The sequence below is a fragment of the Anaerolineae bacterium genome (assembly GCA_025062375.1).
Classification (GTDB): Bacteria; Chloroflexota; Anaerolineae; order SpSt-600; family SpSt-600; genus SpSt-600.
The window spans coordinates 12,501-35,130 of record JANXAG010000014.1 but is presented as its reverse complement, the minus strand read 5'-3'; the positions used below and the strand labels follow the sequence as shown (position 1 = coordinate 35,130).

The 22,630-nt window shown below is 52.7% G+C and carries 20 protein-coding genes (1 of these 20 running past the window's edge); 7 read left to right on the top strand and 13 right to left on the bottom strand.

Annotated elements, in window-relative coordinates; all coding sequences use genetic code 11:
• Positions 1–212 precede the first annotated feature (212 nt).
• From NZ653_05560 to NZ653_05550, 3 genes are read right to left on the bottom strand one after another with little or no spacing between them, the layout of a single operon-like run.
• Positions 213–2,714, bottom strand: coding sequence for an AAA family ATPase (locus NZ653_05560; protein ID MCS7286582.1), 2,502 nt, complete (start codon positions 2,712–2,714; stop codon positions 213–215).
• 21 nt (positions 2,715–2,735) lie between these two features.
• Complete coding sequence (locus NZ653_05555; GenBank protein ID MCS7286581.1) at positions 2,736–3,809, bottom strand: Vms1/Ankzf1 family peptidyl-tRNA hydrolase; 1,074 nt, start codon at positions 3,807–3,809, stop codon at positions 2,736–2,738.
• Between the two features lie 2 nt (positions 3,810–3,811).
• On the bottom strand, positions 3,812–4,720 hold the full coding sequence (locus tag NZ653_05550; protein ID MCS7286580.1) for a DnaJ domain-containing protein: 909 nt from the start codon (positions 4,718–4,720) through the stop codon (positions 3,812–3,814).
• 307 nt (positions 4,721–5,027) lie between these two features.
• Between NZ653_05550 and dnaA the strand changes: the two genes are divergently transcribed.
• The 3 genes from dnaA to NZ653_05535 all read left to right on the top strand — a co-directional run bounded on the left by dnaA (position 5,028) and on the right by NZ653_05535 (position 9,767).
• Positions 5,028–6,341: a chromosomal replication initiator protein DnaA gene (gene dnaA / locus NZ653_05545; protein ID MCS7286579.1), complete on the top strand. Its 1,314-nt coding sequence runs from the start codon at positions 5,028–5,030 to the stop codon at positions 6,339–6,341.
• 130 nt (positions 6,342–6,471) lie between these two features.
• Positions 6,472–9,036 carry an SMC family ATPase gene (locus tag NZ653_05540; GenBank protein ID MCS7286578.1) on the top strand — a complete coding sequence of 855 codons (2,565 nt, stop codon included), beginning with the start codon at positions 6,472–6,474 and terminating at the stop codon, positions 9,034–9,036.
• Positions 9,036–9,767 carry a class I SAM-dependent methyltransferase gene (locus NZ653_05535; protein ID MCS7286577.1) on the top strand — a complete coding sequence of 244 codons (732 nt, stop codon included), beginning with the start codon at positions 9,036–9,038 and terminating at the stop codon, positions 9,765–9,767. Before NZ653_05540 ends, NZ653_05535 begins: the two co-directional genes overlap by 1 nt.
• Here the strand turns inward: NZ653_05535 and NZ653_05530 are convergent.
• The gene (locus NZ653_05530) at positions 9,764–10,168 is read right to left on the bottom strand and encodes a M67 family metallopeptidase (protein ID MCS7286576.1); all 405 of its coding nucleotides are present in this window, start codon (positions 10,166–10,168) and stop codon (positions 9,764–9,766) included. The genes NZ653_05535 and NZ653_05530 overlap by 4 nt on opposite strands.
• A gap of 90 nt (positions 10,169–10,258) precedes the next feature.
• Here NZ653_05530 and gyrA point away from each other — a divergent pair, with 90 nt between their 5' ends.
• From gyrA to rsfS, 4 genes are read left to right on the top strand one after another with little or no spacing between them, the layout of a single operon-like run.
• Entirely contained in the window at positions 10,259–12,676 is a 2,418-nt protein-coding gene (gene gyrA / locus NZ653_05525) for a DNA gyrase subunit A (protein MCS7286575.1), read from the top strand.
• Complete coding sequence (locus NZ653_05520) at positions 12,648–14,018, top strand: putative DNA binding domain-containing protein (protein MCS7286574.1); 1,371 nt, start codon at positions 12,648–12,650, stop codon at positions 14,016–14,018. Before gyrA ends, NZ653_05520 begins: the two co-directional genes overlap by 29 nt.
• Before the next feature lie 11 nt (positions 14,019–14,029).
• A complete protein-coding gene (locus NZ653_05515; protein ID MCS7286573.1) occupies positions 14,030–14,728 on the top strand; it encodes an MBL fold metallo-hydrolase in 699 nt (232 codons plus the stop codon).
• Positions 14,725–15,090, top strand: coding sequence for a ribosome silencing factor (rsfS, locus tag NZ653_05510; GenBank protein MCS7286572.1), 366 nt, complete (start codon positions 14,725–14,727; stop codon positions 15,088–15,090). Before NZ653_05515 ends, rsfS begins: the two co-directional genes overlap by 4 nt.
• On the opposite strand, the gene NZ653_05505 is transcribed toward rsfS, so the two are convergent.
• The 9 genes from NZ653_05505 to NZ653_05465 all read right to left on the bottom strand — a co-directional run.
• Entirely contained in the window at positions 15,077–15,814 is a 738-nt protein-coding gene (locus NZ653_05505; protein MCS7286571.1) for an NAD-dependent deacylase, read from the bottom strand. The two genes, rsfS and NZ653_05505, sit on opposite strands and share 14 nt — an antisense overlap.
• Positions 15,815–15,819: 5 nt before the next feature.
• Positions 15,820–17,850: a ferrous iron transport protein B gene (gene feoB / locus NZ653_05500; GenBank protein ID MCS7286570.1), complete on the bottom strand. Its 2,031-nt coding sequence runs from the start codon at positions 17,848–17,850 to the stop codon at positions 15,820–15,822.
• On the bottom strand, positions 17,825–18,094 hold the full coding sequence (locus tag NZ653_05495) for a ferrous iron transport protein A (protein MCS7286569.1): 270 nt from the start codon (positions 18,092–18,094) through the stop codon (positions 17,825–17,827). The genes feoB and NZ653_05495 overlap by 26 nt, the downstream gene beginning before the upstream one ends.
• 547 nt (positions 18,095–18,641) lie before the next feature.
• On the bottom strand, positions 18,642–20,066 hold the full coding sequence (gltA, locus tag NZ653_05490) for an NADPH-dependent glutamate synthase (protein MCS7286568.1): 1,425 nt from the start codon (positions 20,064–20,066) through the stop codon (positions 18,642–18,644).
• A gap of 10 nt (positions 20,067–20,076) precedes the next feature.
• Entirely contained in the window at positions 20,077–20,706 is a 630-nt protein-coding gene (locus tag NZ653_05485; GenBank protein ID MCS7286567.1) for a tetratricopeptide repeat protein, read from the bottom strand.
• 4 nt (positions 20,707–20,710) lie between these two features.
• Positions 20,711–21,349 (bottom strand): MBL fold metallo-hydrolase, encoded by a 639-nt coding sequence (locus NZ653_05480; protein ID MCS7286566.1) that lies wholly within the window; start codon positions 21,347–21,349, stop codon positions 20,711–20,713.
• Positions 21,349–21,828 (bottom strand): metal-binding protein, encoded by a 480-nt coding sequence (locus tag NZ653_05475; protein MCS7286565.1) that lies wholly within the window; start codon positions 21,826–21,828, stop codon positions 21,349–21,351. Before NZ653_05475 ends, NZ653_05480 begins: the two co-directional genes overlap by 1 nt.
• Before the next feature lies 1 nt (position 21,829).
• Positions 21,830–22,375, bottom strand: a complete 546-nt coding sequence (locus tag NZ653_05470; GenBank protein ID MCS7286564.1) for a Fe-S-containing hydro-lyase — start codon at positions 22,373–22,375, stop codon at positions 21,830–21,832.
• Between the two features lie 9 nt (positions 22,376–22,384).
• On the bottom strand, positions 22,385–22,630 hold the 3' end of the coding sequence (locus tag NZ653_05465) for a fumarate hydratase (protein MCS7286563.1). 600 nt of this gene lie beyond the right edge of the window; only the last 246 of its 846 coding nucleotides appear in the window; its start codon lies off the right edge, out of view; the stop codon is at positions 22,385–22,387.

Below are 22,630 nucleotides of genomic sequence, written 5' to 3'. Positions count from 1 at the left end.
CAAGCTGCTGGAGAGTGCCAAAAGAAATACCATAACGGCGACCAATTTCAGCATCAGACATCCCGCTCTCTTTCTCCAGCAAAATAGCACGCCGAAACCCTTCTTCTCCATGAAGAGAGAGGACATGCTGGCGCAGATTCTCTCTTACTAACTCATCACACAAAGGGCATTTTACTAACCCTTTCACACCCAGCTCCCTTTTCGTTTTTAGCTTATTTACCCCTCTCAATTTCAGCAGCTTCAGCGGGGGCAGAGGCCAGGCTCAGCTCGCCCTTACGCTCAAAAGTCAGCTCCTCCTTATCCTCGTCAAAGTCCACTAAGATTATGTCACCGAACTTGAAATCGCCTTTTAGGAGCTTCTTGGCTAACGGGTTCTCCACAAGTTTCTGCATGGCCCGACGAAGGGGTCTCGCTCCAAAGTTGGGATCATAGCCTTTTTCGGCAAGCCAATCTCTGGCTCTTTCCGTCAGCTCCAGTTTAACCCCCTGATCCCTCAGCCTCTGGTTTATCTCTTTAAGCTGAAGGTCCACGATCTGTTTGACCTGCTCTTTCGTGAGGGCATGAAAGACGATGATTTCGTCAATCCGGTTCAGGAATTCAGGTCTGAAGGTAGCCTTAAGGTGAGCTTCTATCTCCCGCCGCAACTCCTTCTCCTCAGGGGTGAGGTTTTCTGAGCGCAGGAAACCTATGGTTCCACTGCGGTAAGCGTGCCTTGTGCCGATGTTGGAAGTCATAATGATGACTGTATTGCGAAAATCCACCGTTCGTCCATGACCATCGGTCAAACGGCCTTCGTCCAGAACCTGGAGAAGGGTGTTCCAGACGTCAGGATGAGCCTTTTCCACCTCGTCAAAGAGGATGACCCTGTAGGGACGACGGCGGACGGCTTCGGTAAGCTGGCCTCCCTCTTCGTAACCCACATAGCCAGGAGGTGCGCCAATGAGACGCGAGACAGTGTGGCGTTCCTGGTATTCGCTCATGTCAATGCGGACAAGAGCATCTTCATCGTCAAAAAGGAACCAGGCCAAGGCTTTGGCCAATTCGGTTTTGCCAACTCCTGATGGCCCCAGGAAAATGAAGGTGGCTATGGGGCGGCGTGGGTCCTTAAGGCCAGAGCGAGCTCTCCTTATAGCATCGGAGACGGCAGCAATAGCCTCTTCCTGTCCTACTATGCGCTGATGGAGATATTCTTCCATCCGGAGAAGCTTCTGAGCCTCACTTTCCATAAGGTTGTATACCGGGACACCTGTCCAGGTGGATACAACCTCAGCTATGTCCTCCTGATCCACCACCTCATCTATTCCGGCTTCCTTTCTCCAGGCTTCGTGCCTGCGCCGGAATTCTTCCTCAAGACGAAGCCTCTCGGTTTTGATCCGAGCATGCCGCTCAAAGTTCCCGGAGGAGAAGGCGTCTTCTTCCTGGGCTTTGAGCTCTTTTATCTTCTTCTGAATCTCTTTGAGGTCTGAAGGAAGGTTAAGGGTAGCAATCCGCACCTTAGCTGCCGCTTCATCGATGAGGTCAACGGCCTTATCGGGTAGGGAGCGGTCAGTTACGTAACGGTGGGAAAGCCTTACGGCGGCTTCCAGGGCCTGGTCGGTGATAACAACCCTGTGATGCTCTTCGTAGCGGGAACGGAGGCCTTTTAACATTGCAATGGCTTCCTCAATGGAAGGTTCCTCCACGTAAACAGGGGCGAAACGCCGCTCCAGAGCTGGGTCTCTCTCAATAAATTTGCGGTAGTCATCTGGGGTTGTGGTCCCGATACAGCGAAGTTCTCCCCTGGCCAAAGCAGGTTTGAGGATGGTGGCTGCATCCATCGCCCCTAAAGCTCCCCCTGTCCCCACGATGGTGTGGATTTCGTCTATAAAGAGGATGATCTTTCCTTGAGAGTTCTTGATTTCGTTAATAGCGGCTTTGAGGCGCTCCTCAAACTCTCCCCTGAGCTTGGTCCCGGCAATCATGGCTCCTAGGTCCAGGGAGAGGATTCTGGTTCCCTGGAGGATTTCCGGGACCTCTCCCGCTGCTATCTTCTGGGCGAGGCCTTCCACGATGGCGGTTTTGCCTACGCCAGCCTTTCCTATGAGGACCGGGTTGTTTTTTATGCGCCGGCAAAGGACCTGTATAACCCGCATTATTTCCGCCTCGCGCCCTATGACCGGGTCGAGTTTCCCCTCCAAAGCCATCTGGACAAGGTCTTGGCTGAAGCGCTCCAGGATTCTATATCGGCTTTCCATATCTGGATCCAGCACCTTCTGACCTTTGCGCAGTTCTTTTATAGCTTCGTATATATCGGCTTTTGTGATGCGGTAACGGGCTAAAAGCCTGGCTGCATGGGAGCCGCTCTCGCTGGCGATAGCCAGGAATATATGTTCGGTGGAAACGTATTGGTCCCCCATGCGGCGGGCTTCTTCTTTTGCCAGATCCATCACTTTTTTGAGGCGAGGGGTCATATAGAATTGGCTTGTTGAAAAAGAGGCATAGAAGGCCGGAGCCTGGGGAAGGGCCCTGAGGATTTTTTCCAGTTCATTCCTCATTTCATAGGGATCAACTCCCATAGACTCCAGGAGCATGGGGACGGTGCCATTGGCCTGCTCCAGCAAAGCTAAAAGCATATGTTCGGTATCGGCCATTGAGTGGCCGAAGCGCTGAATTATTTCATGGGTGCGCATTGCAGCTTCCTGAGCTTTTTCCGTAAATTGATCGAGCTGATACATGATCTCTCCAACCTCCTGAATTCAGTATCGCAAAATAGAAGCAACGTGACCCGCCGAGGCAAGCTTGCGATTCCCGGAAAGGGGCACGATTTTTCCCCCTTTCCTTAGGGTTTCAGCTACGGCATCGTTCAAAATATCGGGTCTCTCATCCAGGGTGAATGAGCATACAGGGCATATCTCTATCTGCTGCGAGGTCATATAGCCGCAATTGAGACATTTTTTGCCCGGGGCCTTGAACTCGGGATCCAGGAGCAAAATGTTGACTCTTCCTTCCCTTACAGCGTTAATGGTATCATCAAGGCCTGAAGTGGCCCTGCGGCCCTTAGCTGCCTCGGTTATAGCCCAGCGAACGAGCTCTTCATTCCGCTGGCGTTCAAAATTCTCTATAAGGGCCAGAAGTTCCTCCTTAAGGTCCGAAACCGAGGCCATTATATCAGCAGTAAAGGTTGTGGCGATAGCTTCCTGAACAGGACGAGGGAGAAGCTCCCGGAAAGCTTTGACGTTTTCCTCTGTTCCACCCAGGATGGCATAGTCAAATTTTTCTTTTTCCCACAGGCGTGCGAAGGCTTCGGCTGCGCTTTTCAGCTGTTGAGCTGCATGCTCATCGATGTGGCGCTGGTACCGGGCCTGAGCCCAGCCCCCCTGCTTATGCTTGCCCGGGATGGTTCCGCTTATCCCACCGAATTCTTCCAGTTCCCCCATGTTAAAGCTGAAGAAACGGGCCTGCTCACGGCTTACCAGGGCTATGCCGTACCGCTCATGCAGGGAAAGAAGGTGGACCAGGGGGCGGATGTAAGGCTCGGGGAGCACCTGGATTTCATCGTTGAAAGGCCTGGGAAAGGAATAATTGAGCCAGAAGTCATCCTCAGCGCTGGAAAACACAGCCACCCCTTTGGCCTGCCAATCGTATTCGAGAGTGAAAAAGTTTTCGATTTTTTCTATATCGTAAGGGCTTGCCCGGTCTGAAATGTCTTTCAGAAAGCCCTTGAGGACTAAAAGCACCTCCTCTTTTAGGCGCCGGGTCATATCCGTATTAAGGTAAAGGCTAACCACCGGGTTCTTCGTAGGGGAATAATTCAGCAGGGGCTCCAGCATAATTATCTCCTCCCAGCCCTTAATTTTGCCAGCTCCCGGAAGAGCTCTCGCTCCTTAGAGGTCAGATTTTTAGGGAGCTGAACTTTTACTTTTACAAAAAGGTCGCCTTTGACCGAAGGATTATTGACATTGGGCATACCTTGCCCCCTTAAGCGGAATACCTGCCCAACCTGGGTTTCGGGCGGTATTTTGAGGAGGACTTTTCCCGAAAGGGTTGGGACTTCCACTTCACCGCCCAAAATGGCTGTATAAAGGTCTATGGGGATTTCACAGTAAAGGTTATCCTCTTCCCGGCGAAAAATTGGGTGAGGTTGTACATTAACCTTTAGGTAAAGGTCCTGATAGCCACGGCCATACACGTATTTTCCAAGGCCCGCCAGGCGTATACGGGAGCCATCTTTAATCCCTGGCGGTATTTTAACTTCAACCCTGCGTCCATCTATTTCCAGAATTTTGGTCGTTCCGGTAAAGGCCTCCTCGAGAGTTATAGTTATAGTAGCTTCTTCCTCGCGAGTCGCCGTTCGGAAACGTTCTCCGAGGCCAAAATCTCCAAAGAAAGTCTTGAAAAAATCCCCCAGCAAGTCCTCAAGGGTTCTGAACTCCACCCGGAAAGTCTCCCCGGGCCAGCCCTGCCCGAACCATCGGCTCCAATCGTAGGACTCGGGTGATCCTCCCATCCTCTGCCACTGCCACCAGCTCTCTCGCATAGCATCGTATTTGCGGCGCTTTTCAGGATCTGAAAGAACCTCATAGGCCTCGTTTATTTCTTTGAACTTGGCCTCAGCTTCCTTATTGCCCGGGTTCATATCCGGGTGATACTGCCGGGCCAGGCGCCTGTAAGCTTTCTTTATCTCCTCCAGGGAGGCGTTTTTATCCACGCCAAGGATTTTATAGTAATCCTTAAATTCCATAAACTTTCCCCTCCGATTCCATTATAACACTGAGCTTTCCCCCATGTCAATGGAACGCATTTTCCTTCACTGGCTGGTCAATTCCCGACGCTCGCTCTTTTTTGCTTTGCCCGAAGATTAAAAATTTTAGCCCGATCGATCGCCCCAGGGCACCTCCCTTTAGTCAGTGAATTCGCACCATCCCCCAAGGATTAGTGGGGTAAGCTTATGGTATAAAATTGCTACCTGTGGGAGGCCTGTTGCTACCTGAGATCCTCGGGGCTAAAATTTATCTTGCTTTTCCGAAAGCGCAGGGGGGAGAAATCCCGTGAAACCGGAAGAAGTATGGCAGGCCACCCTGGGAGAGTTACAGCTCAAAATGACCAAAGCCACCTTTGACACTTGGCTCAGGGGCACAACTTTCCTTGGATATGAGGACGGAACCTTCGTGATTGGTGTGCCTACAGCTTTCGCCAAGGACTGGCTGGAGAACCGGCTCATGGGCCTTATAAAGAGGACAGCTTCCAGCGTCATGGGGAGGACTGTGGAGATAAACTTTGTAGTTCAGCCACCACCTCCGCCGAAGCTGAGGGAAATTCCCCCCCTCTTAAGGGAGAAAGCTAAATCTTACACCTTCCATCCCGATTACACCTTCGAAAACTTCACGGTAGGGCCCGGGAACAAGCTGGCCTACAACGCGGCTCTGGCTGTGGCCAGATGCGAGCATCAGGCCTATAACCCCCTTTTCATTTACGGAGGGGTTGGCCTGGGCAAAACGCACCTCCTTCACGCCATAGGCCACTATGCCTCCAGGAACTACCGTAAAGCCCTCTACATTTCAGCCGAAGATTTCACCAACGATTTCATAACCTCCATCCGTAGCAAACGCACCGGTGACTTCCGGGCTCGCTATCGCTCTATAGACCTTTTCCTCATGGATGATATCCAATTCCTGGCGGGTAAAGAGTGCGTTCAAGAAGAGCTGTTCCACACCTTCAATGCCCTTCACAAAAGCCAGAAACAAATCGTAATCGCAAGCGACCGCCCTCCCAAGACTATCCACCCTCTGGCAGAAAGGTTGCGGTCCAGGTTTGAAGGGGGACTTGTGGTAGAAATTCAGCCGCCGGATCTCCAGACCCGCATCGCTATCCTCAAAGCCAAAGCCGGCCAGAGAGGGGTGAATTTGCCAGAGGAAGTGATAGAATTCATAGCCTCAAGGATTCAGAGCAATGTGAGAGAACTGGAAGGTGCTCTCAATAGGGTTATAGCCCACCTCCACTTCATGGGTGCTAAACCAACCCTGGAGACGGTCTCTCTGGCCTTGAACGGGACAGTGAAGGAGAGAGAAGAGACCCTGTCTCCTGAGGAAGTTGTAAAATCTGTGGCCGAGTTTTTCCATCTTTCTCCCGAGGACCTCAGAAGCTCCCGTCGTGACCGGGATGTAACCTTTGCCCGTCAGGTGGCGATGTATCTCTTGAGGGATTGCTTTTCCCTCTCCTTTCCCCAAATAGCTAAGCTGTTGGGTGGTAAGGACCATTCCACTGTGGTCTACGGGTACGAAAGGATTTCCCGCCTTCTCAAAACGGACGAGAAAGTGGGGAAGCAGCTTTCCCTTCTCAAGGATTACCTCCGCCAGCGTTAGAAGTATTCCACAATTTCCACAGAATCCCCAGGGCCTACTACCTTTTTTTTATTTTTTTGACTTAATCAGCAGCAGAAGGTAAAATCTTCCCAAGTTTGGGAAACTGTGGAAATTGAGGGAGGGGGCTGAGATGATTCCGTTGAGGATAAAGATGGAGAACTTTTTAAGCTATCAGTGTTCGGAGCTTGACCTGCAAGGCATCAACATAGCTTGCATTTGTGGGGAAAACGGCAGCGGGAAATCGGCCCTCCTGGATGCCATAACCTGGGCCTTGTGGGGTAAAGCTTCCCGGAGCAGTAGTTCCCAAGATCTGGTGCATCACGGGGCTGATAGTATGAGCGTGGAGCTGGAGTTCATTGCCGGCAACACTAAGTACAAGGTAAAGAGGGTATACAATAAGCACGGGAACCCAAAAGAGCAGCTTTTCTTGATGCAATGGGACGAAGAAAATGGAAAATATCTGCCCATCACGGAGGCGGGACTGAAGGAGACCCAGAGGAAGGTGGAGAGGATCCTCTGTATGGATTATGATACCTTCGTAAACTCTGCTTTTCTGGTCCAGGGCAGGGCGGGGGAATTCACCTCCAGGTCTCCAGCTGAGCGCAAAGAGGTGTTGGGGCGAATTCTCAACCTTGAACAGTACGAGCTTCTGGCAGAGAGAGCGAAGGAAAAGCGGAAAGAGGGGGAGATGAAGGAAGCGGAAATCAAGGGGAGGTTGAAGCAAATAGAGGTGGAAATAGGGAAAGAGGATGGGCTGGAGGAAAAGCTGAAAGAATCCAGAAAAAGATACGAAGATTTCCGGGAATTTTGCAACAAATTGCAGAAAGAAAAGGAGGAAATTGAAAGGAGGCTGTGGGAGCTTGACCTTAGCATGGAGAAGTTGAACCAGGCCCAGGGGAAGGTCAGGGAGCTGGAAGGGGAGATAGAAGATATAATCAAGAAGATAGAAGAGGGCAGGAGGAGCATTGAAAAATATAAAGAGGTGCTCCAGGAAGAGGAAGAAATCCGTAAGGGCCTTAAGGAGCTTCAAGAAGTCCGCAGCGAGATGGAAGAGCTGGAAGTGGAGCTGGGCAAGCTCAGGCCTCTGAAGGATAGAGCGGGAGAACTGGAGGCCAGGATAAGCGAAGAGAAAGGCCGATTGGAAGCTCAGCTCAGGGACCTAAAGGAGCGGATCAGAAGGCTGGAAAACGAAGCCTCAGCTCTGGAAGGCTATGAGCTGGAGTTGAGTAAGTTGGAGGAAAAGCTTTCCTGGATGGAAAACCTTGAAAGGGAGGTGCGGGATTGGGAAGCAAGGGTGGAGGACATAAAGGAGGAGATGGGGAAGTTGGAAAGGGAGAGGGAACTGGCTGGAGAGGAGTTGCGGAAGCTGAAGGAGCAGCTGGAAATGCTGGGCGAAGCTGAGGCTTCCTGCCCTCTCTGTGGCCAGCCTCTTACAGCTCACCGCCGGGATGGACTTCTGAGGGAGTTTCAGAGGCGCATTGAGGAGAGGGAGGCCTTAATTAAAGCCGGAGAGGAGCGGGTTGTAAAACTGGGGCAGGAGAAAGAGGAGCTTCTGGCAAGGGTGGTGGAAGCGCAAAGCTCCCTCCGATCGAAAGGGGAATTGCTGGCCCAAAAAGGACGCCTTGAGGAGAAGAAGAGGGGCGTTGAGGCTGCAATCCAGGAGCTTACGGAGCTCAAGGCTCGGATAGGGGAGCTGGAGGGAATCCTTCAGGAAGGGAAGTTTGCTCCGGAGTTGCAGGCTGAGAGGGAGGCTTTGAAGGAAAGCCTCTCCCAGTTAAGGGTTTTTGAGGAGAGGCGTGAGCATCTGATCCGGAGGGAGAGGGAGCTTCGCCACTGGGAATTGAGGGCTAAGGATCTGGAGGAGGCTCGTGAGGGCCTTAAGCGGGAGGAAATGTCTGTTGAAGAAGGGGAAAAGAGGCTGAGGGAGAAGTTGAGAGCCAAGGAGGAAGAGGATCGAAAGGTCAGGGAGCTGGAGAAGGAGGTGGCTGAGAGGGAGAAAGTGGTGCAGAAGTGGGAGGAAAAGGATAGGGAGTTAAAGGATGCTTTCCGAAAGAGGGATGAGGCATGGGAAGAGGTTATAAGCCTTGAAGGGAGGCGCCAACGTTTAAAGGACCTTCAGCTGGAAAAGGAGGAGAAGGAGAGGGAACTGGCTCAGGTCCAGAAAGACAACTGGTTCTACAAGGAGCTGGAGGAGGCCTTCGGGAAGAATGGGGTCCAGGCCATGATAATTGAAAATGTCCTTTCGGAGATCGAGGAAGAAGCCGACAGGCTCGTGAGCCTCATGACAGGGGGGAGAATGGATATCCGTTTTGAGACCCAGAAGTTCACTCTGGGGGGCAAGGTAAAGGAGACCTTGGATATAAAGATAGCGGATGAAAAGGGGACGAGGGATTACGGGCTTTATTCCGGTGGCGAGAAATTCAGGGTAGACCTGGCCATAAGGGTGGCTCTGGCCAGGGTTCTGGCCCGGCGGTCGGGAGCCCCCCTCTCGGTTCTCTTCGTGGATGAAGGGTTCGGTACCCAGGATTCCGAGGGGCTTGAAAGGGTGGTGGAAGCCATAAATTCCATTCAGGATGATTTTAAGCTAATCCTGGTGATAACCCATCTGGAGGAGCTGAAGGAATTGTTCCCCGTGAGGATAGAGGTAAGCAAGGGGGCCTCCGGTTCCACCGCCAGGGTGGTGAGGGTCTGGTGATGTTTCACGTGAAACATCCCATCTGCAGTTACGAGGGCGTTCCTTACACTGAGTTCTGGAAAGAAAGGCAGTATGAGGATCTAGCTGAGCGCATCGCCCTCAGGCGCCTTCTTCCCAGGAAGAGCTCCTTTCTTTTGGACATTGGGGCTGGTTTCGGTCGGCTGGCCGACCTCTACTCCGGAGCGGAAAGGGTTGTCCTGTTGGACTGTTCCCTTTCCCAGCTCAGGGAAGCCCGGGAACGCTGCGGCCATGACCCCCGCTTTTCCTTCCTGGTGGCCGATCTCTACAACCTGCCCTTTCCCGATGGAACCTTTGACACGCTGGTGATGGTGAGAGTCATACACCACGTGGCTGATGTCCACGCTGCCCTCTCGGAGATCCGACGGGTAGCCAGGGAAGGAGGCCACTTCATCCTGGAATACGCCAATAAAAGGCATCTCAAAGCCATAATCCTCTACTTGTTGGGCCGGTGTCCCAGCCCCTTTTCCCCAGAACCCCTGGAGTTCGCCCGGATGCACTTTGATTTCCACCCGGCCTGGATGGAAATGGCCCTCAAAAGGGCTGGGTTTACCCCCGTGGAAACTCTCTCCCTCTCCTTCTTCCGCCTGCAGGTTCTGAAAAAGCTCGTGCCAGCGCGTCTCCTGGCCTCCCTGGATGGCCTGCTTCAGAAGCCTATGGCCGCCCTTAAGCTTACCCCAAGCATAATGGTGAAAAACCTGGCGAAATCTTAGCCCTGGATTTCTAACTCCACCTCCTCAGGCGGCCTCTTTGCCAAATTGAAAGCCTTAACCACAGGCCTCTGGGGATCACCGAGGGATACTATGAGGTAAATGGCTTCGGGATAATAGGCCATTTCCACGTCTACCCCCGAGGGATAAGGGGGACCCCAGGGATGCGAATGGTAAATTCCTACAATTTCCCAGCCCTTTTCTTCTATCTCGGTCATGGCCCTGAACTGGGCTTCGGGCTCAGCCCTGTAGCGGACAGGGCTTCTTTCCACGTTGGGCAAGGGATATACCTTTTCCACCCGCCCCTCTTTGCCCCCAAGGAGCCCGCAGGCCTCGTTGGGGCTTTCCTCCAGAGCATGAGCTATTATCTCTTCCAGATGCTGGCGCGTTAGAACCAGTTTCATGTCTGCCTCCTGGCTTTTATTTATATCAGAGATGGGCGGCAATTTGAAGCCTGCCCCCCATTCGTGTATAATCCTTAAAAGGAGGGGAAAGTGGAGATCGGGACCGTTATACCCGTGGACATTGAAGAAGAAATGAAAGGGGCTTACCTGGATTACGCCATGAGCGTGATCGTCTCCAGGGCACTGCCCGATGTCCGGGATGGTCTGAAGCCTGTCCAGCGCCGGATCCTTTACACGATGCACGAAATGGGCCTAAGCCCCGATAAACCTTACCGCAAGAGCGCCCGAATCGTGGGAGAAGTGCTGGGCAAATTCCACCCCCACGGCGATGCCGCTGTATACGAGGCCATGGCCAGAATGGCCCAGGATTTTACCATGCGCTATCTCCTGATCGATGGGCAGGGAAACTTCGGTTCCATTGACGGTGACCCCCCAGCCGCAATGCGGTATACCGAAGCCCGCCTTGCCCCCATCGCTGTGGAAATGCTGGCTGATATAGAGAAGGAAACCGTAGATTTTACCGATAATTTCGATGGCTCTCTGAAAGAGCCCACAGTTCTCCCGGCCAAACTCCCTAACCTTCTGGTTAACGGTTCCTCAGGCATTGCTGTGGGGATGGCCACCAGCATACCACCCCACAACCTCCAGGAAGTGGCTCAGGCCATAGCCTTCGCGGTGGACAATTACCACAAGTTTGACGAAATCTCCCTGGAAGACCTCATGCGGTTCATAAAGGGCCCCGATTTCCCCACCGGTGGGATTGTCCTGGGCTATGAAGGCCTCAAAGCCGCTTACGCCACCGGAAAAGGCTTAATTACGGTAAGAGCTCTAACCCGAATAGAAGAAATAAAGGGCGGACGTTACGCCATCATCGTCACCCAGATCCCGTATCAGGTAAACAAATCCTCCCTCCTGGAACGAATCGCTGAGCTTGTCCGGACCGGCCGCCTGGAAGAAATAGCCGACCTGAGGGATGAATCCGACCGGGAAGGAATGAGCATAGTGATCGAGCTCAAGCGAGGGGCTGATCCCAGGACCATTCTCCTCAAGCTTTTCAAATACACCCCACTTCAGGTGACCTTCGGAATCAACATGCTGGCCCTGGTGAACGGAGAACCGGTCCTTTTATCCCTCAAAGAGCTCCTTCGCCATTACATTGAGCACCGACGAGAGATCATCACCAGGCGAACCCGCTACGAATTGGAGAAAGCTCGCCAAAGAACCCACATCCTGGAAGGGCTCCTCATAGCCCTGGCTAACCTGGACGAGGTGGTTAACATAATCCGAGGTTCCCGGACCTCCGAAACTGCTCTCAGGAAGCTCATGGAGCGCTTTAAGCTAACCCAGGTTCAGGCTCAAGCCATTCTGGATATGCCCCTGAGGCGTCTTGTAGCCCTGGAAAGGCAGAAGCTCCAGGAAGAACACAAAGAGCTTTCCAAAGCGATAAAAGCCCTTGAGCAGCTTCTCAAATATCCTCGCAAAATCCTGGAACTCATAAAGCAGGAAGTCCTGGAGCTTGCTCAGAAGTACGGCGATCCCAGGCGCACCCAGGTTCTTTATCGGGAGGTGGAGGTTCTTACAGAGGAAGATCTGGTAGCAAGGGAAGAATTCCTCATTTCCATAACGGCCCGGGGCTTCGTGCACAGGGTGCCTTTCCGAAGCTGCAGGGTATCCAAAGCCGGCAAAGAGAGTCTGGCTCTGGAAATTGTGGATGGAGATTCCCTCGCCCTATCCCTGAAGGCTGAGAGCGTTGACCAGGTCCTGGTGATAGGCGATAGAGGTAGACTTTACAGCTTCAAGCCCTATCAGGTTGAAGGACGTTTCTCCTTGCCCCTGAGCGAAGGGGAAAGCCCTGCAGCAGCCCTTGCCCTACCCTCTAAACTTTCCGACGGTTATCTGGTGATTTTCACGGAGCAGGGGAGGGTCAAAAGACTTGACCTCAAAGATATGCCGATGCGCTCTTCAGGCCTCACCGTAATAAAGCTGGAAAAGGGTGACAGGCCTATAGCGATTTCTCTGGCGGGGGATGAGGATGAGCTCTTCATAGTCACTGCCAGCGGGTTAGCTTTGCGCTTTCCAGCTTCTGAAGTTCGCCCGATGGGCCGAGACGCAGCTGGGGTTTCAGGCATCAAACTTAAGGAAGGCGATAGAGTAACCGGTGCAGGAAAAATCCATCCCGATGGTTTCCTCCTCTTAGTGACTGATAAAGGTTATGCCAAGAGGGTGGCTTTCAGCCTCTTCCCCTTCCAGCACCGTTACGGTCAGGGAGTTGTAGCCCATGGAGGGAAGCCGGAAAAGGTGGGTTTGGTGGTTGCGGCTTTAGCCCTTTGTCCTGAGGATGAATTCCTGGCATTCTCGGAAAAAGGTAAAGTCTGGCGGATGAAGGCGGAGGAGGTTCCATCCAAGAGCCGCCCAGCTGTGCCGGAAGCCATCATCGCTCTGGGCAGAGGGGAAAGCGTTAAAGGAGCAGGAGTTGCCTATGGAAGATTGGGCTCTTGTTCTGGATAAAAAGCCCGGGCAGTTGGTGGAATTCATGCCGCGGGCTGATCCTGAATCTCTGGCCGAAACCCTCATCGCTTTCGCCAACGCCGATGGGGGAACGATTTACATAGGGGTGGAACCTGTGGGGCGGATTCTGGGGGTGTCCTCTGTAGAAGAGGTGGAAGAAATCTATACCCTGGCTCAGAAGAAATGCAGGCCCCCCGTTAAAGCCGATTGGGAAAGGGTTGAAACTCCCTATGGCCCTGTCCTAACTCTTCTGGTGCACCGGAGCATTGATCTCCACAGCCTTGAGGATGGAAGGGTTTACCTCAGAGTTGGAGCGGAAAACAAGCTTTTAAGTGGGGAGGAAATAAGGAGGCTGGCTTCCACAAAGCCCATAAGCGCCTATGAAGAGGAGCCCGTCCCCGGTGCAACGTTTGAGGATTTGAGCGAAGAGATCATTGAAGAATATCTGAAGAAGCGGGAAGAGAGAAGTGGGCGTCGCCCTCAGGGAACGGTAGAGGATATCCTGAAAGAAATAGGAGCTCTGACCAGGCAGGGGGAGCCCACAGTGGCAGGGGTTCTCCTGTTTGGAACCAACCCCCAATTCTTCCTGCCCCAAAGTAGCCTTGTCTTCGTGCGCTTTGTGGGGAATGAGGCCAGAAGACCGGAAGGGATGGTCGGATACGGAAGGAGAGAAGAAATAGGGGGACCTCTGTGCCGGGTTATTGAGCGGGCCTGGGAAGTCATATGGGAGGAAATGAAGAGGGAGGCAGTGGTCAGGGGGCTTGTGCGGGAGGATCGCACTGAGTATCCTCCTTTTGCCGTGAGGGAAGCCCTGGTAAACGCCGTGGCTCATAGGGATTACCGCCTCAGAGGCCGCCGCATTGAGGTGAAAATGTACGATGACCGCCTTGAAGTTACAAGCCCCGGAGGACTTCCCGGCTATATAACTCTGGATAACATTGTGGAGGAGCATTTTTCCCGTAACCCAAGGATAGTCTCAGGCCTTTACTACTGGGGCTTCATAGAAGAGCTGGGGCTTGGGATTGATATGATGATTGAGGAGATGGTGAACGCTGGCCATCCTCCGCCAGAGTTCAGGGCTACACCCTTTTCCTTTACTGTGATCCTCTACAATGTTAGGGAAAGGGCCCCCATTCCACGCTGGGAACTGGATATGAACGAGAGGCAATTGGCAGCTATAAACTATATCCGCCAGCATGGCCGTATCACCAACCGTGAGTACAGACTTCTGTGCCCCCATGTTTCTGCTGAAACCCTCCGCCTTGACCTGGCTGACCTGGTTGAAAAGGGCATTCTTATTAAAGTGGGCGATAAACGTGGCACTTACTACATCCTGAAGTGAATGCCTTTCTGATGGCGAAGCTTGTAATCCTTTTTGACAACATCTCGCTCCATAGGGGAATAAAGCCAGGCTGGGGTTTCTCGGCGCTCCTGGAGGTAAACCAGCGTAGGATTCTATTTGATGCGGGCCCACTTTCCCCGCTTCCTGCCTTCAAGGCCTTGAACATCCCTCCAGAAGCCATCAAAGAAGCGGTGCTTTCCCACTTTCACCTGGACCATTACGGGGGATTTGTGGATTTTCTTCAGGCAAATCCGGGAATTACCCTTTACGTTCCCTCGCCGGTTCCACCAGATCTGAAAGCCCAATGGCAGGTACTGGCGAGCCTTCAGGAAGTCCAGGAGCCGCTGGAATTAGGGGATGGCCTCTGGCTCACTGGCCCTCTGGGCTCCAGGATTCCCGAGATGGCCCTTCTAGCCGAAACTCCTGTAGGCCTTCTTATGGTAGTAGGCTGCGCTCACCCCGGTCTGGAGGAGCTGGTTCGAAAAGCAGAGGAGATAGCCGGAAGAGCTCCCTCCATCATTGCAGGAGGATTGCACGTAATGGGGCTTAAACCCCACAAGGTCCATCGTATAGCGAAAAAGCTCAGGGAGATGGGGGTAAAGAGGCTCATAGGCTGTCACTGTTCCGGGAAAGAAGCCCTCCGCATCGCCAGGCAGGAGTTTGGAGATGGGGTTCAGAGCGGAGGGATAGGAAGGGCCTTTGAACTTTGAAGAAAGGAGGTGAGAATCTGGATTCCCTGGAACTGGCGCACCGCATTGTGGATTTAATCATGGACAAGAAAGCCTACGATATATTGGTCTTGGACTTGAGAAAAATCTTCCCGCTGGCTGATTATTTTGTCATCTGCACTGGCGACTCCGAGAAGCAACTGGAAGCCATCGCCAGCGAAGTGCGGGAAAAGCTTGAGGCCGAAGGGATAGCACCTCTGGGTGTGGAAGGGACACCGGACTCGGGCTGGGTTCTGATGGATTACAGAGATGTGATACTGCACATCTTTATGCCGGCCCAGAGGGACTACTACGAACTGGAGAAGCTGTGGAGGAAAGCCCCGGTAGTGGTTAGAATCCGATAATGGATCTCCATTTTTCCCAAAGGAGGGGCAGAGTTTCCCCCGCCTTACCCCTTACAGTTTCTGTGGCGTAAGGAGAAAGGGGTGTTTCCTGGGGATTTATCTCCACAATTGCGGCTCCCCTTCTGAAGGCCACCAAGGGGATGGAAGCTGCTGGTTGCACTACGGCTGAAGTTCCGATAACCAGCATGATTTCGCACTCTCCGGCAGCTCTGAAGGCTTCTTCCAGCACATCCGATGGTAATGCTTCCCCAAACCACACTACATCCGGTCTGAGGAGGGCTCCGCACGGGCATCGTGGTGGGATTTCTCTGAGAGGCACTTCCCGGTTTTCCATAACAATACCTTCTTTGACGCACCGGACCCGCCATATATTGCCGTGAAGTTCCAGAACCCTCTTGCTTCCGGCCGCCTGATGGAGGCCATCCACGTTCTGGGTTATTAGGGTGAAATGAGGGAAGGCCTCCTCCATTTCCGCCAGAGTCCTGTGGGCCGGGTTCGGTTTGCTTCTGGCGATAATCTGTCTGCGCCAGTCGTACCACTCCCACACCAGGGCTGGGTTCCTGGCGAAGGCTTCGGGAGTAGCAAGCTCTTCAGGGCGATACCTCTTCCAGAGGCCCTCTTCACCCCTGAAGGTGGGAATGCCGCTTTCGGCTGAAATACCTGCCCCGGTCAGGGCTGCAAGCTTTAAATCCCGCTTCCGTCGCTTAAGAAGTTCTTCGATCATGCCTTTCACCATTGCGAAAGAATCTGGTGAACGGCGATCCCGGCCAGGAAGGATATAACCAGGTAAAGCCCTATCGCCGCCAAAGTCCAGCGCCAGCCCCCTGTCTCCTGGCGGATAGCAGCTATCGTAGCTACGCAGGGTATGAAGAGCATCTCCATCACCAGAAAGGAAAGGCCCGCGCTGAGGGGAACTTCTTTTTCCAGGGCGGAAGCCAGAGCCTCTCCCTCGCTTCCATACAGAACGCCGAGGGTGGCCACAGCGTTCTCCTTAGCTATGAAGCTTGTCAAGAGTGCTATTACCATCCGGGAATCCAGCCCCGCCAGACGGCCAAGAGGCTCAAGGATAGCTCCGAAGCTGGCCAAGAAGCTGTTTTCAAAGGAACCGGTTGGGAAATAGGAAAGGGTCCATATTATCGCTGAAACAGCCAGAATTACAGTTCCGGCCTTTTTGAGGAAGGCTGCAGTTCTGTGCCAGGTTATAAGGCCAATGGTGCGGAAGTTGGGCCAGTGATACAAGGGTAATTCCATTATAAAAGCCATGCGTTCCTTGAAAACCAGAGCATTTAGGGCTTTACCCACCAGAGCCAGGACTGCCAAGTTGATAAGGATAAGGCCCCAGGAAACAAGAAAAGCTTTTTCTTTGAAAAAGACAGGAGTTAGGAAGGCCAGCACCGCCATTCTGGCAGTGCAGGGGACAAAGGGAGCCAGGAGTATGGTTAGGAGGCGAGCCTTTGGATCTTCAATTATCCTGGTTCCCATCACCGCTGGAACATTGCATCCAAACCCCATGAAGATGGGGAGGAACGATTTACCGTGAAGCCCTATCCAGTGCATGAAACGGTCTAGTACATAGGCTATTCGGGCTATGTAACCGATGTCTTCCAGGAAACCGAAGGCAGCGAAGAAAACGGCCAATATCGGGAAAAAGGATAGGACAGTCCCTACCCCTCCCAGGATTCCGTCAATAAGCAGTCCCCTTATCCAGGAAGGAGCTTCCCAAGCTGCCAGCCAAGAAGAGACCACCTCGGTCAGGGAAATCAGCACTTTTTCTTCTAACCAGCTTTGGATGGGAGAACCGATGGAGTAGGTGAGCCAGAAGACAATCCCGAGGGCCAGGATCACCGTAAAAAGTCCCCACAGAGGGTGAGTAGCTATCCGGTCGAGGCGTTCGGTAAGGGTTACAGGTCCAATCCGCGGCCTTTCGACGGCTACCCTTACGAGCCTGCTGATCCACTCATAGCGGCCGCTGGCTATATCCAAGATGGCATCTTCATGCCCTTTAAGGAGCGCACTTATCTCCTCCCATTTATCGCCGCTTAACTTCTCCCTGGCAAGCTCAGTGACCTCGGCATCGCCTTCAAGGAGTTTTAGGCTTACCCAATCCACGGGGTATGGCTCCGGGATCAGGCCATTGAGGAGCCCTTTGAGCTTATCCAAAACAGGTCTATGGGGTTCCTTTATTTCTGGGCGTCTGGGGTTGTATGGAACGAGGCCTTCCGCTAATTTGATTATTGTCTCCACAAGTTCCCTTATCCCCTGGTTTTTGGAAGCAACCATGGGGACCACAGGGATTCCCAGAACTGCCTGAAGAGCGCTTACATCTATTTTATATCCCTGCTGCTCTGCCACATCCATCATGTTGAGCCCCAGAACTACGGGGGACGGGAGCAGAAGGAGCTCGGCTAAAAGGTAGAGGTTTCGCTCCAGAACGGCGGCATCAACCAGTGCCACCACTACATCTGGCCTTTCTTTGATGATGTAATCTCTGGCAATCTTTTCCTCCACGGAGTTAGCCGTGAGGCTGTAGGTGCCTGGGAGGTCTACGATGTGGAGAAGATATTTTCCGTAGCGGCAGTAACCGCTCTTTTTTTCCACGGTTTTGCCGGGCCAGTTTCCCACATGCTGGGAAAGGCCTGTAAGGATGTTAAAAACGGTGGATTTACCCACATTGGGTTGTCCAGCGAGGGCTACTTTCAGGACCCTTTCCCCTGCTTGAGGCTTTAAGGCGAGGTCAAGAAAATCGTGGCATTCCTGCATTTTCTTCTTCCTGAACCAGTATTTTGGCTGCTTCTACCTGTCCCAGAGCGATGTAAGAGCCTTTAACTTTAATGATTAAAGGCCCGTGTTTTGGATTTCTGACCATTTCTATTTCGGTGCCAGGGATCACCCCCAGGGTGACCATCCTAGTCACGATATTCCTCCCTCCCCTTATTTCCTTCACTATGGCCTTTCTTCCGTCTACCACTTCATTCAGGGGCTTGGGAGGCGCTGCGGTTTCCATTGCTTTCCTCCATTTGAGAATGATTTGCATTTTCATTATAACACAAATGGACCTAAAAATCAACCCTGGGTTAGAGGCCGTTTGAAAATTTTAGAGCAAGGAGCGATTAACCACTTGCAACCTGCCCATGAGGGTGGGGGGCGGAGCCCCCATTCCGGGGGTTTGGGGGTGTCCCCCAAAAACCTTAAAAAGGGAGCGATCAGCCACCCTTTGCATCCCACCCACGAGTGGGACCCGGAGCCGTGGCAAACCCAAAGCCCACGAGGGTGGGGAAAATCAGAGAGTGGAGGGGGGCGGAGCCCCCATCCCGGGGTTTTGGGGGCGTCCCCCAAAACCTTAAAAAGGGAGCGATCAGCCAACCCCTGCATCCCGCCCACGAGTGGGACCCTAACCATGGCGAACCCGGAGGCCACGAGGGTGGGAAAAAATCGGGGGGTCCAGGGACAGAGCCCCCTGGCAAGGGGCCTGGGGAATGTGCCCCCAGAAAACCTAAGAATGAGGGCTTTCTACAGAATTCCAGGAAGTCTTTCGGGTTAAGGTATAACTATTACCCTCCTTTTATCTGAGGCCATCCGGTTTCATTGTTGATAAGGTAATAGTGAATATCAACAGCAGCCCGTTTCGCAGCCCCCATTGCACTTATGACCGTGGCCGCCCCCGTGACTACGTCTCCTCCAGCCCATACCCTGGGCATTGTGGTTTTGCCTGTGACAGGGTCAGCTACAACTGTGCCGTGTTTAGTTCGCTGAAGTCTATCAGCATCAGTGAAAACCAGAGGGTTAGGTCTGGTGCCCAGGGCCATTATTACCATATCCACCTCTATCTCAAACTCGGAACCAGGGATGGGTATTGGGCGACGCCGGCCTGATTCATCGGGTTCTCCGAGCTCCATCCGGATGCAACGCATTCCCCTTACCCAGCCGTTGCTGTCGGCCAGGATTTCTACCGGATTGGTGAGGAGCATGAATTCTATCCCTTCAGCTTCAGCATTCTCTATTTCCTCTGCCCTGGCGGGCATTTCCTCCCGGGACCGCCTGTAAACGATGATAACCTCTTCAGCTCCAAGGCGCAGGGCCGAGCGGGAAGCATCCATAGCCACGTTCCCTGCTCCTACTACCGCCACCCTTTTACCCACCATGATGGGGGTATCATACTCCGGGAAGCGGTAAGCCCTCATAAGGTTAACCCTGGTGAGGAATTCGTTGGCAGAGAAGACCCCGTTGTAGTTTTCCCCAGGAATCCCCATAAAGAGAGGAAGACCGGCTCCGGTGCCTAAGAATATGGCATCGTAGCCCTCCTTGAAAATTTCATCCAAAGTTAAGGTTTTGCCCACCACGCAGTTGAGCTCAATTTCCACCCCCAGAGCCTTTACGTAGTCCACTTCAACGTTGACAATCTCTTTTGGCAAGCGGAACTGAGGTATTCCATACATAAGCACTCCGCCGGGCGCGTGGAGGGACTCAAAGATAGTCACCTTGTGGCCAAGCCTGGCCAGATCTGCAGCACACGTGAGACCCGCTGGGCCTGAACCCACTACTGCTATGCGCTTTCCTGTGGGTTTAGGGATTTCAGGGACGCGGAAACCGCGCTTTATATCCCAATCCGCCACGAAGCGTTCCAGCCGTCCTATGGCTACGGGCTGATATTTCTTGCTCAGAACACAAACCTCCTCACACTGGGTTTCCTGAGGGCAAACTCTTCCACAGATGGCCGGGAGGTTGTTTTTATCCTTGAGAACACGGATGGACTCTTCCAAATTCCCTTCCCGAAGGTGGTAAATGAAGCCAGGTATGTCAATGTTAACAGGGCACCCTTCCACGCATTTCGGCTTTTTGCACTGGAGGCATCGGGAAGCCTCCCTGAGGGCCATCTCGTAGTCATAACCCAAGGCTACTTCGTCGAAATTGCGCCTTCGGATTTTGGGATCCTGTCGGGGCATTTCGACCCTGGGGATTATTTCCTTCGCGGGCATCTTTACCCTCCTATCGCAGTTCTTCCAGCATCTTCTTGGCTTCTTCTACAGCTTTAGGATCTTGCGGTGGACCGGTTCTCAAGAATTTTTCAAAAGCTTCTACAGCTTTCTCCTTTTCTCCCCGTAGTTTGTAAATTACGCCAAGGCCAAAATAGGGTTCGGGGAGGGATGGTTTGAGCCTGAGCGCTTCCTCCATTTCTCTGAGAGCGTCATCCAGTAAACCTTTCTGAATGTAGGCTGCCCCCAGAAGGTAATGGAGTTCGGCATCATTGGGGTTCACTTCAAGGCCTCTGAGGTAATAACGAATAGCTTCATCAAAGTTGCCCTTTGTATAGTAAGCAGTTCCGATGTTGCTCAAAGCCCCTGTGTGTTTTGGCTCAAGGGATAAAGCCTTAGTGTAGGCTTCTATGGCTGCGTCGATTTCTCCCAGCTGAAAACGGGCGTTTCCCAGGAAAAAGTGAACCTCGGGGCCGGTAGCTCCGGCTTTTATTGCCTTTTCAAAGGTTTCGGCCGCTCCCCTAAAATCGCCGGCCTCCATCTTAGCTTTCCCTTCTTCCATCAGTTTCGCTGGATCGGATGGAGATGAGGTGCATCCGGTCAGGATTATAAGGATGGAGGCCAAAAGAGCAAGCTTCCTCATGCGTTCATTCCCTTCTTTCCAGAAGGTAAAACTGGGTTTCCGATGGCAGGCTCTGGCTTGTAACCTTAAGGACATCCATAGGTTTAGGCACGGAAAGCCCCAGCTCTTTGAAGAACCTTTCCACCGAATTAAGTCTGAAGGCCAGCCCTCTCACATGATAGTGCATGGGTATTACTATGGAAGGCTCCAGCAATCGGACGATTTCCACAGCCTGGGCTGGCCCCACCGTGGATACCCCTCCCACGGGAACTAAAAGGATGTCCACGTGGTTTAAGGCTTCCAGCTGCTCTTTATCAGGTATGTGGCCTATATCTCCCAGGTGGCAGACACTTATGTCCTCGAATTCAAAGAGGAAAGCGATGTTTTTACCGCGCTCTTTACCTTGGCGAGCATCATGATAGGTTCGGATGCCAGTAATGAAAACTCCTTTTATCTCATATTCTCCCGGACTATCCAGGAGTTTGGGGTTCCCTTTGACCTTTTTCCAGTTTCCATGGCCAGGGTGATAGTGGCTAACAGTAACAATGTCAGATTTGATGGCGGGTAAAGTCAAACCTATGGCTTCGTCGTAAGGGTCGGTAACTATCACCACGCCCTTTTCCTTTATCCGGAAGCACGAATGGCCCAGCCAGGTTATCTCCATCAGACGTTCTCCTTGACACCACTTATGAGCTGGCGGAGGAAACGCTTGAAACCGGTTTGAGCCATGTCCAAGGCAAAATGGATGGTGTCGGCCAGGGACAGCCCTAAAAGGCCGAACCAGAAATAACGGTTGCGCAGGATATCGAGGGTCGGATTCCCCGAGAGAAGAGAGAAATCCAGGATAAAGAATGGCAACATTATGTATAGAACTCGGCCGAGAGTTCCCACCATCGGGAGGTGCGAGAACCAGTGGCGGTGAGGGACGAAAAGGCCATAGGGTTTAACGAAATACCTGAACGGCCCGAGCTCCGCTATAACACCTCTGGCTTCAGCGTAATCCCAATCTGGATGAATCAGAGTCCCCATAGCCGTTCCAACTGAAACGGCGAAGAGAGGCACTTTCCAGAAAACTAATCCGGCTGAGGCAATGATACTCGCCGCCGCCAGGCAGCTCAAGTCATGAACTTTTTGAGAAGGCATTTCAGACTAACCTGTACGCTGCTCTTCCTGTTTCGTAAGCGTCTCCCCCATAAATGTCGTTTACTACAATCACAGGGAAATCTTCAACGTATATGCGCAGGACTGCCTCGGCTCCCAGGTCTTCGTAGGCTATGACCTGCGCTTCTTTTATTCGTTTAGCGAGCAGGGCGGCTGCTCCCCCCAAAGTTGCAAAGTATACAGCTTTAAATTTTTTAAGGGCCTCTTTAACTTGAGGGGAGCGTTCTCCTTTGCCAATCATTCCCTTTATCCCGGCTTCCAGTAACGGGATAGTATAGGGATCCATCCGGCCGGAGGTGGTAGGGCCTGCAGAACCTATTGGCTTTCCCGGTGGAGCTGGAGATGGTCCCATGTAGTAAATAACCTGGCCTTTAGGGTCAAAGGGCAGGGGCTCTCCTCTGGAAAGGGTTTCTACAAGACGTTTATGGGCGGTATCCCTTGCTACGTAAATTATTCCGGTTAATTCTGCTTTATCGCCTGCCCTCAGTTTTTCAATCACTTCATCTGTAAGGGGGGTATGGATTTTCATGGCTCCTCCTCAAATTACAGCTTCCTTGTGGCGTGCGCTGTGGCACTGAATATTAACGGCCACTGGTAAACTGGCGATGTGGCAGGGGGCCACTTCAGCATGGACGGCTAAAGCGGTAATCCTTCCCCCGAAGCCTTGAGGGCCAATGCCCAGCTTGTTAACCCTTTCTAGAATTTCTCTTTCTATTTCGGCCACTTCTGGGTCTGGGTGATGCTGGCCCAGTGGGCGCAGCAGAGCCTTCTTGGCCAGATATGG